Below are 21,852 nucleotides of genomic sequence, written 5' to 3'. Positions count from 1 at the left end.
GTGGCCTATGTCCGAATCGCGCACGTTTCCCGCCCCGTTGCCGTCCTGAACCTCTCCCCGGGGGTTTGTGTTTTCCAGGCAAAAGCGGTTTCCTTTCCGCGTACTGCTTTTCGATGAAAGGAAATCCCGGTGGCACAGAAGGTTCAGGTCCTTCTTGTCGACGACCTCGACGGCGGCGAGGCGGACGAGACGGTGACGTTCGCTCTGGATGGCAAGACCTACGAGATCGACCTCACCACCGCCAACGCTGAAAAGCTCCGCGGTCTGCTCGACCCGTACACGAAGGGCGGCCGCCGCACCGGCGGGCGCGCGACCGCGGCCCGGGCCAAGGGCCGTGCCTCGGCGACGACCGGTAACCCGGACACCGCCGAGATCCGCGCGTGGGCGAAGGACAACGGTTACAACGTGAACGACCGCGGACGCGTCCCGGCCGAGATTCGCGAGGCCTACGAGAAGGCCAAGGGCTGACCGCACCGCGTCGCAGGGCGCCGCAGCCGCGCGCGGTGGCATTCCGTCGCCGCCGCCGCCACGAGGCGTACGAGATCGGGCCCACGGGCGGGTCCGGAGCCCGGCCCGGGGGGACCCGGCAGGGCCGGCAGCAGTGCCTCGCACCCCTGCTCGGGGGGCCGCAGCCACACGGCGGCCTCCCGAGGGCCGGGGGGCGGTCCCGGCGGAGCCGGGGCGGTGATCCGGCCACCCGCACCCAGGGCGGTCAGATCCAGGGCGACCCCGCCCCACTCCAGCCAGTCGAGCAGCCCGTCGAGCTCCTCCGCGCTCCCCGGGGCCACCAGGAGCCTCATCCTGCGCCCCATGCGGGCGACCGGGCCGGTGTCGACCGGCCTGCGCAGGAGCGCCGCCCCCGCATCGGACGGCAGCTCCAGCACGTCGAACCGGACCCCGGTGACCAGCTGGACCGGCGGGCCGCCCGTCACGGGCCAGCCGAGCACGTGCTCGTACCAGGAGGCGTGGGCGGCGCTCGCGGCGTACGCGGCCTCCTCGGCCGGGACGCGGGGCAGCGGGACGGCGGGGGCTGCGACGGTGCTGGAGGCCATGCCCTGAGCAACTTCCGCGGAGCCCGCGGGTTACGGCCGGGATGCCTCCCGGCGGGAGCACGGGGATGACGCACCGCACGCGGATCAATGCGGAACGTAAACATCCGCGGGGCGGAGTCCCACATTCGGGACGGAATCTTGTTCGCCCTTAGCGGAGGGAACCGGTGCCACCGGCATGGAGTGTCAGTCCTTACGGGTAAGACATTCCTAGTGGATCGGGGCGACACGCTGATTTGACGGGCTTCCGTTCGCCATCGGCGTACACGCATGACGGGTATCTGCCTGGCCTGCGGGAACATCGTCTCGCACCATCGGGTTGGAGCAGTTGTCGGCTCTGCAAGCCGGTTTTCCCCGCTGACGCGGGGGTGAGCCGCGGAGGGATGTCGGCAGTTGGAATGAGCTGTCCCGCCCCGCGGGACTAGCATGCGGAAGGACAGGGCGGGGACCGACCCCGAACTGCCCGACCGCTCTGAGGAGCGATAAACGATGTTCGAGAGGTTCACCGACCGCGCGCGGCGGGTTGTCGTCCTGGCTCAGGAAGAAGCCCGGATGCTCAACCACAACTACATCGGCACCGAGCACATCCTCCTGGGCTTGATCCACGAGGGTGAGGGTGTCGCCGCTAAGGCCCTGGAGAGCCTCGGGATTTCGCTCGAGGCTGTTCGCCAGCAGGTTGAGGAGATCATCGGTCAGGGGCAGCAGGCCCCGTCCGGCCACATCCCCTTCACCCCGCGGGCGAAGAAGGTCCTGGAGCTTTCGCTCCGAGAGGCCCTCCAGCTCGGCCACAACTACATCGGCACCGAGCACATCCTGCTCGGCCTGATCCGCGAGGGCGAGGGCGTCGCCGCCCAGGTCCTCGTGAAGCTGGGCGCCGATCTCAACCGAGTCCGGCAGCAGGTCATCCAGCTGCTCTCCGGCTACACCGGCGGGGGCAAGGAGTCGGCCACGGCCGGCGGCCCGGCCGAGGGCACGCCCTCGACCTCGCTCGTCCTGGACCAGTTCGGCCGCAACCTCACCCAGGCGGCCCGCGAATCCAAGCTCGACCCGGTCATCGGGCGCGAGAAGGAGATCGAGCGGGTCATGCAGGTGCTGTCCCGCCGCACCAAGAACAACCCGGTCCTCATCGGCGAGCCCGGCGTCGGCAAGACCGCCGTCGTCGAGGGCCTGGCGCAGGCGATCGTCAAGGGCGAGGTCCCCGAGACCCTCAAGGACAAGCACCTCTACACGCTTGACCTCGGCGCCCTGGTCGCCGGTTCCCGCTACCGCGGTGACTTCGAGGAGCGCCTGAAGAAGGTGCTCAAGGAGATCCGCACCCGCGGCGACATCATCCTGTTCATCGACGAGCTCCACACCCTCGTGGGTGCGGGTGCCGCCGAGGGCGCGATCGACGCCGCGAGCATCCTCAAGCCCATGCTGGCCCGTGGTGAGCTCCAGACCATCGGTGCCACGACGCTCGACGAGTACCGCAAGCACCTCGAGAAGGACGCGGCCCTCGAGCGCCGCTTCCAGCCGATCCAGGTGGCGGAGCCTTCCCTCCCCCACACGATCGAGATCCTCAAGGGCCTGCGCGACCGCTACGAGGCCCACCACCGCGTCTCCATCACGGACGAGGCCCTCGTCCAGGCGGCGACGCTGGCGGACCGGTACATCTCGGACCGCTTCCTGCCGGACAAGGCGATCGACCTGATCGACGAGGCCGGCTCCCGGATGCGCATCCGCCGGATGACCGCGCCGCCGGACCTCCGCGAGTTCGACGAGAAGATCGCGGGCGTGCGCCGCGACAAGGAGTCGGCCATCGACTCCCAGGACTTCGAGAAGGCGGCGTCTCTCCGTGACAAGGAGAAGCAGCTGCTGGCGGCGAAGACCAAGCGCGAGAAGGAATGGAAGGCCGGCGACATGGACGTCGTCGCCGAGGTCGACGGCGAGCTCATCGCCGAAGTCCTCGCGACCGCGACCGGCATTCCCGTCTTCAAGCTCACCGAGGAGGAGTCCTCGCGACTGCTCCGCATGGAGGACGAGCTCCACCGCCGGGTCATCGGCCAGAAGGACGCCATCAAGGCGCTCTCGCAGGCGATCCGCCGTACCCGTGCGGGTCTGAAGGACCCGAAGCGCCCGGGTGGCTCGTTCATCTTCGCCGGCCCGTCCGGTGTCGGTAAGACCGAGCTCTCGAAGACGCTCGCCGAATTCCTCTTCGGTGACGAGGACGCACTGATCTCCCTCGACATGTCGGAGTTCAGCGAGAAGCACACGGTTTCCCGTCTCTTCGGTTCGCCCCCCGGCTACGTGGGCTACGAAGAGGGCGGCCAGCTCACCGAGAAGGTGCGCCGCAAGCCGTTCTCCGTCGTCCTCTTCGACGAGGTCGAGAAGGCCCACCCGGATATCTTCAATTCCCTTCTCCAGATCCTGGAGGACGGTCGTCTGACCGACTCCCAGGGCCGGGTCGTGGACTTCAAGAACACGGTCATCATCATGACGACCAACCTGGGTACGCGGGACATCTCCAAGGGCTTCAACCTGGGCTTCGCGGCCCAGGGCGACACCAAGACCGGGTACGAGCGGATGAAGGCGAAGGTCAACGAAGAGCTCAAGCAGCACTTCCGGCCCGAGTTCCTCAACCGCGTCGACGACACGGTCGTCTTCCACCAGCTCACCGAGGAAGACATCATCCAGATCGTCGACCTGATGATCGCCAAGGTGGACGAGCGCCTGAAGGACCGCGACATGGGCATCGAGCTGAGCGGCGACGCGAAGCTCCTGCTCGCCAAGCGCGGCTACGACCCGATCCTGGGTGCCCGGCCGCTGCGCCGGACCATCCAGCGCGAGATCGAGGACATCCTGTCGGAGAAGATCCTCTTCGGCGAGCTGCGCCCCGGTCACATCGTGGTCGTCGGCAAGGAGGGTGAGGGCGAGGACGCCAAGTTCACCTTCCGCGGCGAGGAGAAGTCGGCTCTGCCCGACCTCCCCCCGATCGAGGCCACGGGCTCCGGCCCGGACCTGTCGAAGGGCGCGTGACCGCCGGAGCGCGGTAGCGACAGCGGTACAAGCCGTACAAAAGGGGCGGCCCCGGAACCGAAAGGTTCCGGGGCCGCCCCTTTCGGTTGCCTGCCGAAGGTCCCGCAAGGGCCGGGCGAAGGCCCTGAGCCGGTGACAAGCCGCACAGGGCAAATCGGACCTACTAGAAGGTTTCGTAGATCCAGTCACCCGATTTGTCCACCAGCGACCCGGTAGTGACCTGGTCAAACGAGTTCGTCACACGTACCAGGTCTACGAGTTCGGGTAGTAATGGGGAGGTTTGGGGAAGGGCGGGGGCCCGGGTTACCAAAGATGAGCCCACCCGGCACACGCCAGACCGTGCCGGGTCACTTCATGCCCGTGGCGGGCGTGAACCACGTTCTGTCCCCGGCCCCGGAGGTCTCCTTCATGTCCGCGAAGCGCGTCATCACCACCCGTACCCGTATCGCCGTCGGCGCAACCGCTCTCGGTGCGGCGCTGGCCCTCGGGGCCGGGACGACCGCCGCCTTCGCCGACACGACGCAGACCGCCCTCACCGGGACCGCCGAGCTGGTCGCCGAGCAGGCCGCGGCCCAGGCCGCCGGCGCCGCGAAGACGGCGAAGACCGCGACCACCGCCGCGAAGACCGGCCTGTGGGACAAGCCGGTCGAGAAGTACACGCTGTCCGCGACCTTCGGCAAGGGCGGCAGCATGTGGTCCAACAAGCACTCCGGCCAGGACTTCGCCGTCCCGGTCGGCACCCCGGTCGACGCCGTGGCCGCCGGCACCGTCGTCAAGGCGGGCCCCAACGGCGGCGGCGACGGCCCCGCGTACGGCAACGCCGTCGTGATCAAGCACGCGAACAACACGTACTCGCAGTACGCGCACCTCTCGAAGATCCAGGTCAAGATCGGCCAGAAGGTCGCCGTGGACCAGCAGATCGCGCTGTCCGGCAACACCGGAAACTCCAGCGGCCCGCACCTCCACTTCGAGATCCGCACCACCCCGAACTACGGCTCGGCCGTCAACCCGGTGTCCTTCCTGCGCACCGTCGGCGTCACCATCTGACCTGACGGGTCCCCGGACCGGTCCCTGGCCGGTCCTAGGTGAGCAGCCAGGAGTGTGAGGGCTTCGTCGCCGCGGGCATCTTGCCCTCCTTGTAGGCGGCCGCCAGCTCGGGCGAGAACGCCGTCTCGTAGACCCGGATGTTGTGCATGCCCCCCTGCCACGCGCTGGACCAGATCCCGTGGTGGCGCGAGCGGCCCAGCTGGAGCGGGCCGGGGGCCTGCCAGATGCCCGGCACGGCGGCCTCGCCGGCCTTCTTGCCGTCCACGTAGAGGGCGATCGCCTTCTTCTCCGCGTCGTACGCCCCGATGACCGTGGTCGGCGTCTTGACCATGCCCAGGCCCTCGGCGACGACGGTCTGCGTGGTCGCCGCGGCGCCCTTGTCCCCGGTCTGCACCCGGAAGATCCAGGCCTGCTTGCCGTTCACCTGGTCGATGCCCAGCTCGAACGAGAACGACTCGCCGTCGCCCTGGCTCACGGCGATCCGCGAGCCCTTGGCGGCCGAGTTGTAGAGGCGGGCCGTGACGGAGAAGCTCTTCGTCACGTCCACGGCCGCCTCGGAGGCCTGCGCGTAGGACTTCGACGTGCCCTTCGAGACGATCTGGAACCGCTTGCCCACCGGGGCGATCTGCGTGTCGGGCCCCAGCCGGATCCCGATCTTCCCGTTGCTGTCGCGCAGCAGCGTCGCGTCGCCCTCGACGGTGGGGGAGTACGGCGCCGCCGAGCCCGAGGGGCCGCCCGGCGAGGCGGACGCCGACACCGCGGGGTCATCCGTCGGGACCTCCGGGTGCTCCTCGCCGCCCAGCAGGAAGAACGTTCCGCCGCCGGCCAGCAGCGCCAGTACGGTCACCCCGCCGCCCAGCATCCACAGCCGCTTCTTGCGCCGCTCGGCCGCGGAGCGGTCGGCCATGGCCTCCCAGTCCGGCTGATCACCGGCCGGCCCCTGTCCCGGCCCCGGCCCCAGCCCCTGCCCCGGTATGCCCGGCTGCCCGGGCGGCCACGGCGCCTGCTGCGCCCTAGGGTCCTGCCGGTACGGGTCCGGCTGGTGCGCGTCGGGCTGGTACGGGTTCGGCCCGCCCGCCTGGGGGTAGCCGTAGCCGCCGCCGTCCTGCGCGGGCGGGCCGGGCGGGAAGCCGTAGCCGCTCTGGGCGGGCGGTGTCCCGGGCGGGAAGCCGTACCCGCCCTGTGCGGGGGGCCCCGGCGGGAACCCGTAGCCACCGCTCCCCGGGGCGGGCTCGGGCTGCGGGTTGCTCGGGGGATTCGTGCCGTCGCTCATTCCACGGATGCTAAGTCACGGACCTGCCGGGCCGTACGGCCCGGTGCCGATCCGGTCCTCCCCGCCACCGGGCTACTGCTGGGGCTTGACCACCGGGAAGCTGCCCGTCGCCGTCGGCGCGTGCTCCGGCAGCCACAGCACCGCCACGGCGCCCGCCGCCCGGCCCTCGCGGTCGAAGCCGCCCGGGGCGGCCACGTTGCGGAAGGTCAGCCGGGCGCCCAGCACCCGCGCCTGCCCCTCCGCGATGGTCAGACCCAGCCCGTGCCCCACGCCCGCGCGGTCCGTCGACCCGGTCCGGAAGCGGCTCGGCCCCTCGCGCAGCAGGGCCTCCGGGAAGCCCGGCCCGTGGTCGCGGATCCGCACGACCCGGCCCTCCACGTCGACCTGGACCGGTGGCCGCCCGTACCGCGCGGCATTGGCCAGCAGGTTTCCCAGGATCCGCTCCAGGCGTCGCGGGTCGGTGCTGACGATCTCGTCCGCGACGACCCGTACCGACGCCTCCGGCATCAGCGCCGTCACCCGCCGGCTCACGAACTCGCCCAGCGCCACGTCCTGAAGCTCCGCGCGCTCGGAGGCGCTGTCCAGCCGGGCCACCTCCAGGACGTCCTCGACCAGCACGCGCATCGCCTGCGCCCGGTCCCGTACGAGCTCGGTCGGCCGGCCCGGGGGCAGCAGTTCGGCCGCGGTGAGCAGGCCCGTCACCGGTGTCCGCAGTTCGTGCGCGATGTCCGCGGTCACCCGCCGCTCGGCCTCCAGCCGCTGCTGGAGGGCGTCGGCCATGGCGTCCACGGCCCGCGCGAGGTCGTCCGTCTCGTCGCGTACGACGCCCCCGACCGCGTCGCGCACCCGGACCTCGGGATCCCCGTGCGCCACCCGCTGCGCGGCCGTCGCCGCCTTGCGCAGCCGGCGGGAGATCTGCCCGCCGATCAGGACGCCCAGCGCCGAGCCGCCGACCACCACGGCCAGGGAGCCGACGACCAGCGCCTGGTCCAGGTCGCGCACCATGTTGGCGCTCTCCCGGAACTGCGTGTGCAGCGACAGCACCTGCCCGTTCTCGAGCGGCACCGCGGCCCACACCTCGGGAGCCGCCCCCGTCGCGGACTCCTGCACGTACGTGCCGCGCCGCCCGGAGCGCGCCTTCTCCCGCAGCTGGGCGGGCAGGTCCGGGTCGTTGAGCTTGGCGCCCATGGGCGGCTTGCGCCCGGCCTCGGCGTTGCGGGAGATGAACTGCACGCGGTCCAGCTGCACGTCGCGGGCGCTCTCCAGCATCGACACCCGGGCAGCGCTGTGCACCACCAGGCTCAGCGCGACGGCCGTGAGGGCGCCCACGGCGGCGACGGCGATGGTGATCTTCCAGCGGATCCCCGTGCGGAGGTGGAGCCGTCTCATGCCTTGAGCTTGTATCCGAAGCCCCGGACCGTCTCGATCCGGTCCTGGCCGATCTTGGTCCGCAGCCGCTGGACGTGGACGTCCACCACCCGGGTGTCGCCGCCCCAGTCGTAGTCCCAGACCCGTTCCAGCAGCCGGTCGCGCGACAGCACGGTGCCCGGTGCGGAGGAGAACTCCAGCAGCAGCCGCATCTCGGTCGGGGTCAGCGCCACGGCCACGCCCGCCCTGCGCACCTCCATGCCCTCGGTGTCGACCTCCAGGTCGCCGAAGGAGAGCACCCCGCGCTCCGCGTCCTGACCTTCGTCGTGGGAGCCCTGGCCGCCGTTCCGCGGTCCGCCGGCGTGGCCGAAGCGGCGCAGCACGGCGCGGATCCGGGCGACGAGCACCGATCCGTCGAAGGGCTTGGTGACGTAGTCGTCGGCCCCCGCCTCCAGGCCCAGCACCACGTCGATGGAGTCGGCGCGCGCCGACAGCATGATCACGGGGACGGTGGACTCGTCGCGGATGCGGCGGCACAGGCTCACGCCGTCCATGCCGGGGACCATCACGTCGAGCAGGGCGATGTCGGGCCGGTTCGCCCGGAAGGACTCCAGTCCGGACAGGCCGTCGGGCATGGCGGTGACCACGAACCCGTCGCGTTCCAGCGCCAGGGTCGTGGCCTCACGGATGACGTCGTCGTCCTCCACGAACAGGACATGGGTCTCGGCCATGCGGGAGCCTCGCCTCGGTTCTTCGGTTCTTCGGTGCTCGGTGGTGCGGCGGTCAGTTCTTCTGGGTCACGGCCGGAGCGGGCTGGCTGCCGCTGTCGACCACGTTGCTGTATTCGGAGTGCACCCGGTCCTGCTCGGTGAACTTCTCCCCGTCCCAGCGGTACGTGATCACGTCCTCGCCCGACGGATAGGAGAGCGGGTCGCTCTTCGCGTAGACCTGCTTCGTGACCACCAGATCACCCCGGTCGATCTCCGCGTAGACGGGCGGCTGCTCGTCCGAGAAGACATTCTCGTACGTCGCGCCGTCCGCGCGGTACACGTACGAACCGCGCCCCAACGCGTCGGCGCAGGACAGGACGTTGACCACGATGTCGACGACGGTGCTGCCGGTGACCTTCCCGTAGCTCACGTCCACGGGGTACTCCTTGCCCGTGCAGGGCTTGAGGTCCCGCTTGACCTCGGCGCTCACCTTGGGGTCCGCCTTGAGCAGGGCCACCGGGTCGACCTTCTTCAGCGGCTTGCCGGAGGCGGCCGCGGTCGGCTCGGGGGAGGATGCGGAGGGGGCGGTCTTGGCCACCGGGTCCGTCCGTGCGGGGCCGCCGTCGCGCAGCCCGGTACCGCCCGTGGCGCAACCGACCGCGAACACGGCTGTGCCGACGAGGACGATCGTCCCCGCCGACACCAGGACCAGCGAATTCCTGCCGGTCAGTCCTTGGCCATTCAGGCCGCGCACCGCTCACGCCCCTCGTACCGGATGGTGTGGTCACCGCGCTCCAGCGCGCGCATGTCCAGGTCCCGGCTCTCCAGCTCCTGCCGGAGGCGGGCCAGCGCGCGATGCAGCGTGCTCTTCACGGTACCCGCCGACATGCCGAGCGCGGCAGCCGTCTCCTCGGTGCTCATCTGCTCCCAGTGTCGCAGTACGACCACGCTGCGCTGCTTGGGCGCGAGCACCTTGAGGATGTCCATCAGCAGGGCCCGGTCGGCGCGCTGGTCGGAGCCGTCCTCGACGGAGGCGTCGGGGAGCTGCTCGGTGGGGACCTCTTCGAGCTTGCGGGCGCGCCACCACTCGGTACGGGTGTTGATCATGACGCGGCGGAGGTAGGCGTCGGCCAGGGACTTGTCGGCGATGCCGTCCCAGCGGCCGTAGGTGCGGACGAGGGCGGTCTGCAGGAGGTCCTGCGCGTCGGTGGGGTCCGGGACCAGGCGCCGGGCGCTGCGCAGCAGCGCGTCCTGCCGGGTGCGTACGTACTCCTCGAATTCGAGTACCTCGCCGTGCGCCATCTCAGACCGCCTCCGTTCCGTGCAACCGCTCTTCCGCTGCCTTACGGATCCGAAGGTACGGAGGGGTTGTCACGGGCCTGTGCGGGCCAGCCTTCGGTGGACGCACGGACACCCATAGGTTGTGTAACAGTGCCCGTGAGCTGCGGTTTCGGCGTTGAAAGCGGAATAGTTGAGTCGGATACGACTCGGCCGCGAGCCGGCTCCGGACCGGCTCCGGACCGGCCCCGCGCGTGCCCGTGTCAGGTCTGCGGGAGCCGGTACATCCCGCCCTCGAGCGGCTCCACCAGCCCGTCGGAGACCAGCCCGTCGAGAGCCCGGGCACGCTGCACCGGCTCGTCCCAGACGGTGTCGAGCACGGCCTGCGGAACCGCTCCCACCGCCTCCCGGAGCACCGCGAGCAGCCGGCCCCGTACCTGCCGGTCGGTCCCGGCGTACGTCTGCCCGCGCCGCGGCGGCCCCTCGTGCGCCGGCTTCCCGGCGAGGCGCCACGCGCACAGCCCGGCCACCGGGCAGCGGCCGCAGCCGGGGTTCTTGGCGGTGCACACGAGCGCGCCGAGCTCCATCGAGGCCGCCGCCCAGCGGGCCGCGGTGTCCTCGTCCGCGGGGAGCAGGGCCCGGGCGAGGCGACGCTCGGCGGCGGTGGTGGCGTTCGGGGGGTACTCCACCCCGGTGGAGGTGCGCGCCAAGACCCGCCGGACGTTCGTGTCGAGCACGGCGTGACGCTGCCCGTACGCGAAGGAGGCCACGGCGGCCGCGGTGTACTCGCCGATCCCGGGCAGCGCGAGCAGCTGCGCGTGCTCCCGCGGTACGTCGCCCCCGTGCCGCTCCGTTATCGCCACGGCCGCGCCGTGCAGCCGCAGCGCCCGGCGCGGGTAGCCGAGCCGCCCCCACGCCCGTACGGCCTCGCCCGGGGCCTCGGCGGCCAGGTCCGCGGGGCGGGGCCACCGGGCGAGCCACTGCTCGTACACCGGCAGGACGCGGCTGACGGGGGTCTGCTGGAGCATGAACTCGCTGACCATCACGCCCCAGGGGCCGGCCTCGGGGCGGCGCCAGGGCAGGTCGCGGGCGTGCTCGTCGAACCACGCGATCACGGGGGAGTGCAGGGCGTGGGAGACGGCCGGGGACTCGGGGGAGTCGGGGGATTCGGAGGAGGTGATGGGGGATGCAGTCATGACAGACGGCATCCTGGCACGTTTCGTCCCTACCTTGCGGGGCCCGGGCCGGTGAACCAGACAACTGCCGGTACCCCGCTCGCCCGCATGGCGGCGATGATCCGGCCGGCCGGGCCGGTGAGCGCCAGTACGAACAGGGCGGCCAGCGAACCGCCGAGCAGCAGGCCCATCGCCACGTCGTGCGGGTAGTGCACGCCGACGAAGACCCGGGAGAAGGCCATCAGGAGGGCGAGCGGGACGGTCAGCAGCACGAGGCGGCGCACGGCCATGGCCAGCGCGACCGCGGCGGCTCCCGCGATGGCCGCGTGATTGCTGGGGAAGGACCAGTCGCCGGTCGGCGGGCAGGGGACGAGCGAGGCCGCAGCCCCGGCCACGGCGCGGCAGGGCCGCTCCTCGTCCACGGTGGACTTCACGAGCTCCGAGGCGACGTAGGCGGCAGCGGTGGCGGCGGGGGCCAGGACGGCGAGCGTGACCGCACGGGAGCCGGCCCGTGCGCGCGAGCGCCACCAGACGGCCAGGAAGAGCACTCCGAAGAGCAGCAGCCCGTACTCCGTCCATATCTCGAACGCCGACCGCACCCAGCCGGGTGTGGAGTGGGCGAAATCGGTGATGTCGAGATACAGGGCTGTGCTGTCCATGGTCACCGACAGTACTCAAATGCGACTAGTGCCCGCGTCAGACTCTTGGCCGATTCCCGGTACCCCGGATGCGCCTCCAGGATGATCATCCGCAGAACAAACCCGCGGCGCGGCATGGGGCGCGCCGATCGGGCCGCGGACTCTCGTAAAGTTCCGTCCGTGGGATCTCTGCGCAATCCGGTCGGGCCGCTCCCCTCCTCCATCTACTGGCGACGGAGGGCTGTGCTGGCGTCCGTCGTCGCGCTCCTCGCGCTCCTCGCCGTATGGACCGTCAGTTCCGGCGGGGGGAAGTCGAGTACGAACGGCAAGGGCCAGGGCCACCCCGATCCCATCGCCTCGATCACCCCCGGCCCGGCGGGCACGGGGCCGGCGATCAGTCAGGCCCCGGGCGGACGCACGGAGTCGGGCGGCGGCGGCACCGGATCCGAGGGCGGAGGCTCCGCCGGCACGGGTAAGAACGGCGAGCCGGGCAGCGGTACGGGCACGGGCGGCGCGGGCTCCGGCACGGGCGGCGGCGGGGCCCCGGTCCCGGCGGATCCCGCTCTGCCCACGTGCGCGCCGACGGCGCTGCAGTGGGAGGTCAAGAGCGTGAAGAACGAGTACGAGGCGAACGAGAAGCCCCGTCTCGAACTCGTCGCCCGCAATGTCGCAGGCACCACCTGCAAGGTCGATCTCGGCCCGAAGCAGGCGGTCCTGACCATCCTTCAGGCCGCCAGCGGCAAGGCCGTGTGGTCCTCGGCGGACTGCCCGACGGGGTCCGGCAGCGCGTTCTTCCGCCTCCCCGCCCAGGGCGAGACGAAGCATTCGCTCGACTGGGACCGCAAGTTCAGCGCCGCCGACCAGTGCCAGGCGCCTCCGGCGGGGGCCGCGGGCCCCGACACGTACGTGGTCGAGGTCAAGTCGCCCGGCATGCCGGTGGCCCGGACCTCCTTCGTCCTCAAGCAGGACTGAGAAGAGGACCGGCCGTCCGCTTCGCCCGGGCCGGTCCTCCCCTCCAGGACAGCTCGGCTCCACGGGATTACGCTGAAATCACAGCGATCGTTCCCGGCCGGCAGTGGTTCCAGGGGGCGGGGCCTGGCCGCCCCAGTCGAAGGGGACCTTATGAGTGCGAGAGTCACGGGTGTGGCTGTCGGCGTCCTGGCCGCGGTCATCACCGCTTGGAGCCCCGCGACGGCGTGGGCGGAGGATCCTTCGCCCAAACAGGTCTACGAGAAGGCCGCGCCGGCCACGGTGCACGTGATCGGGAAGTACGGCGCCGGCACCGGCTTCATCTACGACGCCGACGAGGGCCTCATCGTCACCAACGCACACGTCATCCAAGGGGAGGCCGCCCTGAAGGCGGTCATAGGCGACGGGCCGCCGGTCCCCGTGCGCGTGCTCGGCAGCGACCCCTGCGAGGACCTCGCGGTACTCAAGCTCGCCTCTCCGCAGGAGGACCTGAAGGAGCTGAAGTTCGGCAAGAGCGGCGACGTGTCGACGGCCGACACCGTCATGGCACTGGGCTATCCGGCATCGCTGGGGGAGACCGACGCCACCCAGAACGTCGCCTTCACCTCCGGCGCCGTGCAGACGCCCGAGGTGGGCACCACACCCCTCACGTCGCTGCCGCGCTACCCCTCCCTGATCCAGCACTCCGCGACCGTCAACCCGGGCAACTCGGGCGGGCCGCTGCTCAACGCCAAGGGAGACGTCGTCGGGATCAACACCCTCGGCTACTCCGAGGAAGGGGTGTCGGGGCAGTTCTACGCGATCAGCAGCGACCACGCGGAACCCAAGCTCGCCGGGCTGGCCGCGGGCGACAACAAGAACGACCCCGGCTGGTGGCTCCTCGACATGTCGGACCCGAGCCTCCCGGCCACCTTCGAGGAGATCGGCCCCGAGGACAGCAAGGCCTTCCAGGCCTTCCAGAAGCAGGGCATCGACGGAGTGATCGCCCTGAGCGTCAGCCCGCAGTCCCCGGCCGCCAAGGCCAACCTCGGAGCCGGCGACGTCATCAACATGGTCAAGGGCGAGCCCGTGACCTCGGTGGCCGACGTGTGCGACGTCCTCCAGTCGGCGGCGGCCAACGAGAAGCTCAGCGTGGACGGCGTCTACACCGGCACCCTGACCAGCACCGGCGGCAAGCCGGGCGAGGCCTGGAACGCCGAGGTGGTCCTCGGAGGCAAGAAGTCCTAGGCCGCCTCCCGGACGTACGCAGACGTACGCAGACGTCTAGACGTACCGCTCGAGGATCGAGGATTCGGCCAGGCGGGACAGGCCCTCGCGGACGCTGCGCGCGCGGGCCTCGCCCACCCCGTCCACCGTCTGAAGGTCGTCCACGCTCGCCGCGAGCAGCTTCTGCAGACCCCCGAAGTGCTCCACGAGCCGCTCGATGATCGCGCCCGGGAGGCGGGGCACCTTCGCCAGCAGCCGGTACCCGCGCGGCGAGACCGCGGAGTCCAGGGTCTCCGGCGACCCGGTGTAGCCCAGCGCCTTCGCCACGATCGCCAGCTCCAGCAGCTCCGGATGCGTCAGCGCGTCCAGGGCCGGCAGCGCCTCCTCCACCGTGCGGGAACGCTTCGCCGTCGGCTCCGGCACGTAGTCGCGGATCACCAGCTCCCGCTCCTGCTCGATGCCCACCGTCAGCTCGTCCAGCTGGAGCGACAGCAGCCGTCCGTCCGTACCCAGCTCCACGACGTACTCGGCGATCTCGGTCGCGATCCGGCGGACCATTTCCAGCCGCTGCGCGACCGCGGTCACGTCACGAACCGTGACCAGGTCCTCGATCTCCAGCGCCGACAGCGTGCCCGCGACCTCGTCGAGGCGCAGCTTGTACCGCTCCAGCGTGGCCAGTGCCTGGTTCGCCCGCGACAGGATCGCCCCGGACTCCTCGAGGACCCGCCGCTCCCCGTCCACGTACAGCGCGATCAGCCGCATCGACTGCGACACCGAGACGACGGGGAAGCCGCACTGCTTCGAGACGCGGTCCGCGGTCCGGTGCCGGGTGCCCGTCTCCTCCGTGTGGATCGACGCGTCCGGCACCAGCTGGACGCCCGCCCGCAGGATCTTGGTGATGTCCTTGTCCAGGATGAGCGCGCCGTCGAGCTTGCACAGCTCGCGCAGCCGGGTCGCCGTGAACTCCACGTCCAGCACGAAGCCGCCCGTGCACATCGCTTCGACCGACTTGTCCATGCCGAGGACGATGAGCCCGCCGGTGTTGCCGCGGACGATCCGTTCCAGGCCGTCACGCAGCGGCTGACCAGGTGCGACCGCGCTCAGCGAGGCGCGCATCATGGCCTCCTGCTTGGAGCTCGCGCCCGACTTTCCGGATGCTGCTGCCCCGTCCTTGGCTGCCACTGCACTCCTCGGGTCGCGGGTTGCGCCGCCTGCGTACGGCCGGGCGGACCATGCCGAAGTCTACCGGCGTGCGCTGCGGCCCGGCCGTGGCTTGGCCAGGGGGTCCCCGCGGGGACCCGTACGGACCCTCTGACCTGCCAGGGCCCGCCCGCCCTAGGAGCCGTCCCGTTCCCTGGCCGGCGTACGGGAGCGGCCGCGCGGCAGGACCCGTAGAGCGTCGCCCATGTCCGCGACCTCGGTCACCTTCATCCCGGCCGGGACCTTGCCCGGATCGGCCGGGACCAGGGCGTGCGTGAAGCCGAGCCGGTGCGCCTCGGCGAGGCGCCGCTGTACGCCGGTCACCCGGCGCACCTCGCCGGCCAGGCCGACCTCCCCGATGGCCACGAGGTTCTTCGGGAGCGGGACGTCGCTTGCGGCGGAGGCCAGGGCCAGCGCGATCGCCAGGTCGGCGGCCGGCTCGGTCAGCTTCACCCCGCCCACGGTGGCGCTGTAGATGTCGCGCTTGCCCAGCGCGGTGATCCGGCCGCGCTGCTCCAGCACCGCCAGCATCATCGAGACGCGCGAGGTCTCCAGGCCCGACGTGGTGCGCCGGGGGGAGGGGATCTGCGAGTCCACGGTCAGCGCCTGCACCTCGGCGACCAGCGGACGCTTGCCCTCCAGGGTCACCGTCAGGCAGGTCCCGGGGACCGCCTCGGCGCGCCGGGTCAGGAACAGCCCGCTCGGGTCGGCGAGCCCGGTGATCCCCTCGTCGTGCAGTTCGAAGCAGCCCACCTCGTCGGTGGCCCCGTACCGGTTCTTGATGCCGCGCACCAGCCGCAGCCGGGCGTGCCGGTCGCCCTCGAAGCTCAGCACCACGTCGACCAGGTGCTCCAGGAGGCGGGGTCCGGCGATCGCCCCGTCCTTGGTCACGTGGCCGACGAGCAGGGTGGACATCCCGCGCTCCTTGGAGACGCGGATCAGGGCCCCGGCGACCTCGCGGACCTGGGCCATGCCGCCGGGCGCGCCGTCGATCTCGGGGGAGGCGACGGTCTGGACGGAGTCCAGGACGAGGAGGGAGGGCTTCACCGCGTCCAGGTGCCCCAGTACCGCCGAGAGGTCGGTCTCGGCGGCCAGGTAGAGGTGGTCGCTCAGCGCGTTGATGCGGTCGGCGCGCAGCCGGACCTGGCTCGCCGACTCCTCGCCCGTGACGTAGAGGGTGCGGTGGTCGCCGTTGGAGGCCTTGGCCGCGACGTCGAGCAGCAGGGTCGACTTGCCGACGCCGGGCTCGCCGGCGAGCAGCACCACGGCGCCGGGCACGAGCCCGCCGCCGAGGACCCGGTCCAGTTCGTCCACGCCGGTGCTGCGCGCGGTCGCGGTCCGGCCGTCGACTTGAGCGATCGGCACGGCGGCCGTCGAGACCCGGCCCGCGGCGGTGGTCCGCACGGCGGGCGCGCCCATCTCCTCGACGGTGCCCCACGCCTGGCACTCGGGACACCGCCCGAGCCACTTCGCGGTCGTCCAGCCGCATTCGGTGCAGCGGTAGGACGGCCGGTCCTTGGCGGATGAACGAGCAGTGCGGGCAGCCATGCCGCACACGGTAGCCGCCGGCACCGACAGCGCCGACCGGGCGGCCGACAACCGCACCGTCAGTACTTCACCGATCTGTTCACCCGTAAGGGCTAAATCCTGGGAAGGCTTCCGGAGGTCCCCCGGCGCGCCGCCTACGGTCGCCGAGTGAACAGCAGCAGCCAGGCACACTCCTCGTCACGCTCCGGCGCACACCGGGCGCACGGGCGCACGCTCCTCGAGGGGGAGCCGCCGCCGCCCTTCCGGCACGAGCCGTACCTGGACGGCCTGTTCACCTACTGCCTGTCGGTCCTGTGCGACCACGACACCGCCACCGACGTGCTGGGCGACGTGCTCGCCGTGGCCGAACGGCATCCCGGCCGCTGCCCCGACGAAGGGGACCGGCGGGCCTGGCTCTACGCCCTGGCCCGCTGGGGCTGCCTGCACAGGATGGCGGAGCAACGGCGCGCACGACAGGGAGCGCATTGCGCCCGGCGCGCGCCGGAGCGCACGAATCCCGGTAGTGCGCCGGGCGAGGGTACGGAAGGCGACCCGTCGGGCGGGGCCCGCCGGACGCTTGACGTGAGCGCCTACCGCCGTACCGAGCTGGCCCGGCTCGCCTGGCCGGAGGCCGCCGGGACCACGCCCGAGCAGCGCGAGGCCCTGGAGCTCGCCGTCCGCCACCGCCTGGGCGTCACCGAACTGGCCGCCGTCCTCGGCACGCCCCCGGCAGCCGCCCGGGAGCTGCTGTCCGGCGCCGCCTGCGAGGTGGAGCGCACCCGTACCGCCCTCGCCGTGGTGGAGACCGGCAACTGCCCGAGCGTTTCCCGGCTCACCGGCGACGGGCAGGTCCTGCTGTCGACCACCCTGCGCGCCGAGCTCGTCCGCCACGTCGACGACTGTCCGCGCTGCCGCCGCGCCGCCGAACGCGTGGGCGCCGGAGCGCCCTGGCCCGGCTCCGGCGGCATCGGGGCCGCCGCCCTGCCGCTCGTCCCCGCGCCCCGCACCGCCGTCCACGCGGCGATGCTCCGCACCGGCGGCCGGGGGCGACGGCCCGTCCCGCGCTTCGACCGGACCGGCTTCCCGATGGACCCCAAGGACCGCGCGGCCCGCCGCGACCGGATGCGGGCCCGGGCGGTGACCACCACCGTGGTCGCCACCGTCGTCGCGGCGCCGGTGATCGCGCTGTGGGCGGCGTACCGCGGAGCGCCCGACACCGGCGAACCCGTGGGCGACGCCGCCACCCGCATCTCCGCGAGCGAGACCGACCTCCCGCTGCCGCCGCACATCGGCGGCCGCCCGCTGACCGCCTACGAGAACGCCGGGAACACCTCGTCCACCACCGGCGGGGCCGCCTTCGCCCCGGGGAGCGCGGAGCCCGACGTATCCGTCGAGGTGATCAGCACCGGACCCCCGCCCGCCGCCGACCGGCCCGGCGCCCCCGGCCGGCTCGGCGTGGCCGCGTCCTCGCAGGGATCCACCACGCTGCTCACCCTCACCGCGTCCGGGGGCGCCCCGGTGGACTGGCGGCTCTGGTCCGACGCGCCCTGGCTGCGCGCGAGCCGGACCGCGGGCACGCTGGCCCCCGGAGAATCGGTCACCCTGAGGATCACCGTCGACACCGAGGCCCAGCCCGTGGGGGGCTGGTCGGCCCGGGTGGGGGTGGATCCGGCGGGTGCGGTCGTCTCCATCCAGGGCCGCGGCCGCCCGGCCCCGACCCCGGAGCCGCCCTCGACCCCGGCCCCGACGCCCACGCCGACCCCGCCGCCGAGCCCCGATCCCACCCCGACGCCCACTCCGACCCCGACCCCCACGCCGACCGAGACCCCGACGCCCACGCCGACGTCAGGAGGAACGGTTTCCCCCGGCCCCGACCCGTCGGCCTCGTCGACCTGACGGCCCGGTCGGCCCCCGGCCTAGCCCGGGAGCACCGGGTCGGCCGGGTGCGGGGCCATCGGCAGCAGCGAGGCGAGCCGCGCCTCGCACAGCTTCACCAGCTCCTCGTACGCCTCCTTGCCCATCAGCTCGGTCAGCTCGGGGCGGTACGAGACGTACACCGGCTGCCCGGCGCCGTGCGCGGAGGTCGCCGACGTGCACCACCAGTGCAGGTCGTGCCCGCCCGGGCCCCAGCCGCGCCGGTCGTACTCGCCGATCGACACCTGGAGCACCCGGGTGTCGTCGGGCCGGTCGATCCAGTCGTAGGTACGGCGGATCGGCAGCTGCCAGCAGACGTCGGGCTTCGTCTCCAGCGGCTCCCGGCCCTCCTTCACGGCCAGGATGTGCAGCGAGCAGCCGGCCCCGGCGGGGAACCCCGGCCGGTTGAGGAAGATGCACGCGCCGTCCCAGCGGCGGGTCTGCTTCTCCCCGTCCTCGTCGGCCTGGGTCCAGCCCGTCTCGCTGCCCACGTCGTGGAACTGCCACAGCTCGGGGGTCAGCCGGGCCACGTGCCGGGCGACGCGCTTCTCGTCGTCCTCGTCGGAGAAGTGCGCGCCGAGCGTGCAGCAGCCGTCGTCCGCCCGGCCCGCCTGGATGCCCTGGCAGCCGCTGCCGAAGATGCAGGTCCAGCGGGAGGTGAGCCAGGTCAGGTCACAGCGGAAGACCTGCTCCTCGTCGGCGGGATCGGGGAACTCCACCCAGGCCCGGGGGAAGTCGAGGCCCTTCTCGTCGGAGGCCGCCGCGGCGCCCTTGGCCTTGGCGGCCTTGGCGGCCGTGGAGGCCTTCGTTCCCGCCTTGTTGCCGGACTTGGTCTTGTTGGCCTTCTTCGTATTTGGCACAAACCCAAGCCTAAGCGCCCCTTACGCAACCCCTACGCGTTCGCCGCAGTAGCGTTTCCCCCTATGAGACTCGGTGTCCTTGATGTGGGTTCGAACACGGTCCATCTGCTTGTGGTGGACGCGCACCCCGGCGCGCGCCCGCAGCCGGCGCACTCGCACAAGGTGGAAATGCGGCTCGCGGAGCTCCTCGACGAGGCCGGCGCCGTCACGCCCGAGGGCGTCGAGCGCCTGGTCTCGGTGATCGCCGACGCGGTGCAGGCCGCCGAGGACAAGGGGTGCGAGGACGTCCTGCCCTTCGCGACCAGCGCCGTGCGCGAGGCCACGAACGCGGACGAGGTGCTGGCGCGGGTCAGGGCCGAGACCGGTGTCGACCTGCCCGTACTGAGCGGTGCGGACGAGGCCCGGCTGACCTTCCTGGCCGCGCGCCGCTGGTTCGGCTGGTCGGCCGGGAAGCTGCTGGTCCTCGACATCGGCGGCGGCTCGCTGGAGATCGCGTACGGCATCGACGAGGACCCGGACGCGGCCGTCTCCCTCCCGCTGGGCGCGGGCCGCCTCACGGCGGGCTGGCTGCCGGGCGACCCGCCGGACGCGCTGGACATCCGTGCCCTGCGCCGGCACGTGCGGGCGGAGATCGCGCGGTCGGTGGGGGAGTTCAGCCGCTTCGGAACCCCCGACCACGTCGTGGCGACCTCCAAGACCTTCAAGCAGCTGGCCCGCATCGCGGGCGCGGCCCGCTCGGCGGACGGCCTCTACGTGCAGCGGGACCTGACCCGCAAATCGCTCGAGGAGTGGGTACCGCGGCTGGCCGCGATGACCACGGCCCAGCGTGCGGCCCTGCCCGGCGTCTCGGAGGGCCGGGCGAACCAGATCCTGGCGGGAGCGCTGGTCGCCGAGGGCGCGATGGACCTCTTCGGCGTCGAGGAGCTCGAGATCTGCCCGTGGGCCCTGCGCGAGGGGGTCATCCTGCGCCGGCTGGACCACTTGCCGACGGGCAACGCCTGAGGGGGCGGGCCGGGCCGCGCCCGGGAGCGCCGGGCCGCACCCCGTACCCTGTGTCCGTGGCAGAACCAGTCCGTGTCCCGACCGCGAAAGTCGCCCTGTCCACCGCCTCCGTATATCCGGAGTCCACGGCGACCGCCTTCGAGATCGCCGCGCGCCTCGGCTACGACGGCGTCGAGGTCATGGTCTGGACGGACCCGGTCAGCCAGGACGTCGACGCGCTGCGCCGGCTGTCCGACCACCACCGGGTGCCGATCCTCGCCGTCCACGCACCGTGCCTGCTGATCACCCAGCGGGTGTGGTCCACCGACCCCTGGACCAAGCTCCAGCGCGCGCGGGCGGCGGCCGAGCGGCTGGGCGCGTCCACCGTCGTCGTGCACCCGCCGTTCCGGTGGCAGCGCCAGTACGCGCGGGACTTCGTCACCGGGATCTGGCGGATGGCCGACGAGACCGACGTCCGGTTCGCCGTCGAGAACATGTACCCCTGGCGCTACCGCGACCGCGAGATGCTCGCGTACGCGCCCGAGTGGGACGTGACGAAGGACGACTACCGGCACTTCACCGTCGACCTCTCGCACACCGCGACCGCCCGCACCGACGCCACCGAGATGATCGACCGGATGGGCGACCGGCTCGCGCACGTCCACCTCGCCGACGGAAACGGCTCGGCGAAGGACGAGCACCTCGTCCCGGGCCGCGGTACGCAGCCCTGCGCCGAGCTGCTGGAGCGGCTCGCCCGCACCTCCTTCGACGGTCACGTGGTGATCGAGGTCAACACGCGGCGCGCCATGTCCTCGGCCGAGCGGGAGGCCGACCTCGCCGAGGCGCTGGCCTTCACCCGCCTGCACCTCGCCACCGCCTCCGCCCCGCGCGACGGGGTCCGGCGCCCGTGACCGAGCCCGTCAAGCGCCGCCGCGGCCCCGGCCGGCCCCGCCAGGACGAGGTGGAGGAGGGCCCCGGCACCCAGGAGCGCATCCGCCTCGCCGCCCGCTCCGAGTTCGCCGCGCGCGGCTACGACAAGACCTCCGTACGCGGCGTCGCCAAGGCCGCCGGTGTGGACCCGGCCCTGGTCCACCACTACTTCGGCACCAAGGACGACCTCTTCGCCGCAGCCATCGAGCTGAGCATGGAGCCGGCGATGGTGGTCCCGGCGATCCTCGGCGAGGGCCCGGACGGCATCGGGGAACGGCTCGTCCGCTACTTCCTCGGGATCTGGGAGAACCCGGTCACCCGGGCGCCGCTGCTGGCCGTGATCAGGTCGGCGCTGACCCACGAGGCCGCGGCCGCGGTGCTGCGCCGGATCGTCCTGCGCCGCCTGCTCGAACGGGTGGCGGCCGACCTCGACGTCCCCGACCCGACCTTCCGCGCCGAGCTCGCCGCCTCCCACATGGTCGGCATCGCGATCCTGCGCTACGTGGTCCAGGTCGAGCCCCTCGCGTCCGCCGATCCGGACGACATCGTGGCCCTGGTCGCGCCCACCCTCCAGCGCTACCTGACCGAGGAATGAGCCGCCCGTCCCGGCATGCGGACTTGCTGTCCGTATCGCGGGCGAGGGGCGTAGCCTCGTAATTGATTCATATCTACAGTCGTGGCCGCGCTCGCAAGGCCGGCCGCACTCATGGGG

Annotated in this window: 20 protein-coding genes; 9 read left to right on the top strand and 11 right to left on the bottom strand. The window is 72.2% G+C overall.

Annotated elements, in window-relative coordinates; genetic code table 11:
* Window positions 1-129 precede the first annotated feature (129 nt).
* Entirely contained in the window at window positions 130-468 is a 339-nt protein-coding gene (locus ACTVZO_RS19590; protein ID WP_384222814.1) for a histone-like nucleoid-structuring protein Lsr2, read from the top strand.
* Here ACTVZO_RS19590 and ACTVZO_RS19585 read toward each other — a convergent pair.
* The gene (locus ACTVZO_RS19585; protein ID WP_443299622.1) at window positions 447-1,052 is read right to left on the bottom strand and encodes an SCO3374 family protein; all 606 of its coding nucleotides are present in this window, start codon (window positions 1,050-1,052) and stop codon (window positions 447-449) included. The two genes, ACTVZO_RS19590 and ACTVZO_RS19585, sit on opposite strands and share 22 nt — an antisense overlap.
* A 486-nt stretch (window positions 1,053-1,538) precedes the next feature.
* Here ACTVZO_RS19585 and ACTVZO_RS19580 point away from each other — a divergent pair, with 486 nt between their 5' ends.
* Window positions 1,539-4,064, top strand: coding sequence for an ATP-dependent Clp protease ATP-binding subunit (locus tag ACTVZO_RS19580; protein ID WP_399923346.1), 2,526 nt, complete (start codon window positions 1,539-1,541; stop codon window positions 4,062-4,064).
* A 408-nt stretch (window positions 4,065-4,472) separates the two neighbouring features.
* Entirely contained in the window at window positions 4,473-5,111 is a 639-nt protein-coding gene (locus tag ACTVZO_RS19575) for a M23 family metallopeptidase (RefSeq protein ID WP_443303226.1), read from the top strand.
* A gap of 34 nt (window positions 5,112-5,145) precedes the next feature.
* Here the strand turns inward: ACTVZO_RS19575 and ACTVZO_RS19570 are convergent, their stop codons facing one another.
* The 7 genes from ACTVZO_RS19570 to ACTVZO_RS19540 form a co-directional block, all read right to left on the bottom strand.
* Window positions 5,146-6,384, bottom strand: coding sequence for a LamG-like jellyroll fold domain-containing protein (locus ACTVZO_RS19570; protein ID WP_443299621.1), 1,239 nt, complete (start codon window positions 6,382-6,384; stop codon window positions 5,146-5,148).
* 72 nt (window positions 6,385-6,456) lie between these two features.
* The gene (gene cseC / locus ACTVZO_RS19565; RefSeq protein ID WP_443299620.1) at window positions 6,457-7,773 is read right to left on the bottom strand and encodes a two-component system sensor histidine kinase CseC; all 1,317 of its coding nucleotides are present in this window, start codon (window positions 7,771-7,773) and stop codon (window positions 6,457-6,459) included.
* Window positions 7,770-8,483, bottom strand: a complete 714-nt coding sequence (cseB, locus tag ACTVZO_RS19560) for a two-component system response regulator CseB (protein WP_443299619.1) — start codon at window positions 8,481-8,483, stop codon at window positions 7,770-7,772. Before cseB ends, cseC begins: the two co-directional genes overlap by 4 nt.
* Before the next feature lie 52 nt (window positions 8,484-8,535).
* Window positions 8,536-9,216: a hypothetical protein gene (locus ACTVZO_RS19555; protein WP_443299618.1), complete on the bottom strand. Its 681-nt coding sequence runs from the start codon at window positions 9,214-9,216 to the stop codon at window positions 8,536-8,538.
* Entirely contained in the window at window positions 9,204-9,764 is a 561-nt protein-coding gene (locus tag ACTVZO_RS19550) for a SigE family RNA polymerase sigma factor (RefSeq protein ID WP_069920779.1), read from the bottom strand. The genes ACTVZO_RS19555 and ACTVZO_RS19550 overlap by 13 nt, the downstream gene beginning before the upstream one ends.
* A gap of 239 nt (window positions 9,765-10,003) precedes the next feature.
* Window positions 10,004-10,936, bottom strand: a complete 933-nt coding sequence (locus ACTVZO_RS19545) for an A/G-specific adenine glycosylase (RefSeq protein ID WP_443299617.1) — start codon at window positions 10,934-10,936, stop codon at window positions 10,004-10,006.
* 29 nt (window positions 10,937-10,965) lie between these two features.
* Window positions 10,966-11,574, bottom strand: coding sequence for a phosphatase PAP2 family protein (locus ACTVZO_RS19540; RefSeq protein ID WP_443299616.1), 609 nt, complete (start codon window positions 11,572-11,574; stop codon window positions 10,966-10,968).
* A 159-nt stretch (window positions 11,575-11,733) separates the two neighbouring features.
* Here ACTVZO_RS19540 and ACTVZO_RS19535 point away from each other — a divergent pair, with 159 nt between their 5' ends.
* Together ACTVZO_RS19535 and ACTVZO_RS19530 are read left to right on the top strand one after the other, a co-directional pair.
* A complete protein-coding gene (locus ACTVZO_RS19535) occupies window positions 11,734-12,525 on the top strand; it encodes a hypothetical protein (RefSeq protein WP_443299615.1) in 792 nt (263 codons plus the stop codon).
* A gap of 171 nt (window positions 12,526-12,696) precedes the next feature.
* Window positions 12,697-13,749, top strand: coding sequence for a S1C family serine protease (locus ACTVZO_RS19530; RefSeq protein ID WP_443299614.1), 1,053 nt, complete (start codon window positions 12,697-12,699; stop codon window positions 13,747-13,749).
* Window positions 13,750-13,785: 36 nt separating this feature from the next.
* Here ACTVZO_RS19530 and disA read toward each other — a convergent pair whose 3' ends face one another.
* Together disA and radA are read right to left on the bottom strand one after the other, a co-directional pair.
* Entirely contained in the window at window positions 13,786-14,910 is a 1,125-nt protein-coding gene (gene disA, locus ACTVZO_RS19525) for a DNA integrity scanning diadenylate cyclase DisA (protein ID WP_274548915.1), read from the bottom strand.
* Window positions 14,911-15,063: 153 nt separating this feature from the next.
* Entirely contained in the window at window positions 15,064-16,476 is a 1,413-nt protein-coding gene (gene radA, locus ACTVZO_RS19520; RefSeq protein ID WP_443299613.1) for a DNA repair protein RadA, read from the bottom strand.
* Between the two features lie 147 nt (window positions 16,477-16,623).
* On the opposite strand from radA, the gene ACTVZO_RS19515 reads away from it, so the two are divergent.
* Window positions 16,624-18,351 (top strand): BACON domain-containing protein, encoded by a 1,728-nt coding sequence (locus tag ACTVZO_RS19515; protein WP_443299612.1) that lies wholly within the window; start codon window positions 16,624-16,626, stop codon window positions 18,349-18,351.
* 20 nt (window positions 18,352-18,371) lie between these two features.
* Here ACTVZO_RS19515 and ACTVZO_RS19510 read toward each other — a convergent pair whose 3' ends face one another.
* Window positions 18,372-19,229, bottom strand: coding sequence for a hypothetical protein (locus ACTVZO_RS19510; RefSeq protein ID WP_443299611.1), 858 nt, complete (start codon window positions 19,227-19,229; stop codon window positions 18,372-18,374).
* 63 nt (window positions 19,230-19,292) lie between these two features.
* On the opposite strand from ACTVZO_RS19510, the gene ACTVZO_RS19505 reads away from it, so the two are divergent.
* Genes ACTVZO_RS19505 through ACTVZO_RS19495 form a run of 3 tightly spaced genes read left to right on the top strand, consistent with a single transcriptional unit; the run spans window position 19,293 to window position 21,735 of the window.
* The gene (locus ACTVZO_RS19505) at window positions 19,293-20,231 is read left to right on the top strand and encodes a Ppx/GppA phosphatase family protein (protein WP_443299610.1); all 939 of its coding nucleotides are present in this window, start codon (window positions 19,293-19,295) and stop codon (window positions 20,229-20,231) included.
* Window positions 20,232-20,287: 56 nt separating this feature from the next.
* Window positions 20,288-21,121 carry a sugar phosphate isomerase/epimerase family protein gene (locus ACTVZO_RS19500; RefSeq protein ID WP_443299609.1) on the top strand — a complete coding sequence of 278 codons (834 nt, stop codon included), beginning with the start codon at window positions 20,288-20,290 and terminating at the stop codon, window positions 21,119-21,121.
* Entirely contained in the window at window positions 21,118-21,735 is a 618-nt protein-coding gene (locus tag ACTVZO_RS19495; protein WP_443299608.1) for a TetR/AcrR family transcriptional regulator, read from the top strand. The genes ACTVZO_RS19500 and ACTVZO_RS19495 overlap by 4 nt, the downstream gene beginning before the upstream one ends.
* Window positions 21,736-21,852: the final 117 nt, after the last annotated feature.

It is taken from the genome of Streptomyces sp. IBSNAI002, from assembly GCF_052244475.1.
Lineage (GTDB): Bacteria > Actinomycetota > Actinomycetes > Streptomycetales > Streptomycetaceae > Streptomyces.
Note: the sequence above shows the minus strand (reverse complement) of the source record. Positions and strands in the feature narration are given on the sequence as shown.

Bases quoted from the DNA above. Each gene is read 5' to 3' on its own strand.
- ACTVZO_RS19505 (WP_443299610.1), top strand. From the start codon at position 19,293: ATGAGACTCGGTGTCCTTGATGTGGGTTCGAACACGGTCCATCTGCTT.
- cseB (WP_443299619.1), bottom strand. From the start codon at position 8,483: ATGGCCGAGACCCATGTCCTGTTCGTGGAGGACGACGACGTCATCCGT.
- ACTVZO_RS19540 (WP_443299616.1), bottom strand. From the start codon at position 11,574: ATGGACAGCACAGCCCTGTATCTCGACATCACCGATTTCGCCCACTCC.
- ACTVZO_RS19580 (WP_399923346.1), top strand. From the start codon at position 1,539: ATGTTCGAGAGGTTCACCGACCGCGCGCGGCGGGTTGTCGTCCTGGCT.
- ACTVZO_RS19570 (WP_443299621.1), bottom strand. From the start codon at position 6,384: ATGAGCGACGGCACGAATCCCCCGAGCAACCCGCAGCCCGAGCCCGCC.
- cseC (WP_443299620.1), bottom strand. From the start codon at position 7,773: ATGAGACGGCTCCACCTCCGCACGGGGATCCGCTGGAAGATCACCATC.
- ACTVZO_RS19550 (WP_069920779.1), bottom strand. From the start codon at position 9,764: ATGGCGCACGGCGAGGTACTCGAATTCGAGGAGTACGTACGCACCCGG.
- radA (WP_443299613.1), bottom strand. From the start codon at position 16,476: ATGGCTGCCCGCACTGCTCGTTCATCCGCCAAGGACCGGCCGTCCTAC.
- ACTVZO_RS19585 (WP_443299622.1), bottom strand. From the start codon at position 1,052: ATGGCCTCCAGCACCGTCGCAGCCCCCGCCGTCCCGCTGCCCCGCGTC.
- ACTVZO_RS19545 (WP_443299617.1), bottom strand. From the start codon at position 10,936: ATGACTGCATCCCCCATCACCTCCTCCGAATCCCCCGACTCCCCCGAG.
- ACTVZO_RS19575 (WP_443303226.1), top strand. From the start codon at position 4,473: ATGTCCGCGAAGCGCGTCATCACCACCCGTACCCGTATCGCCGTCGGC.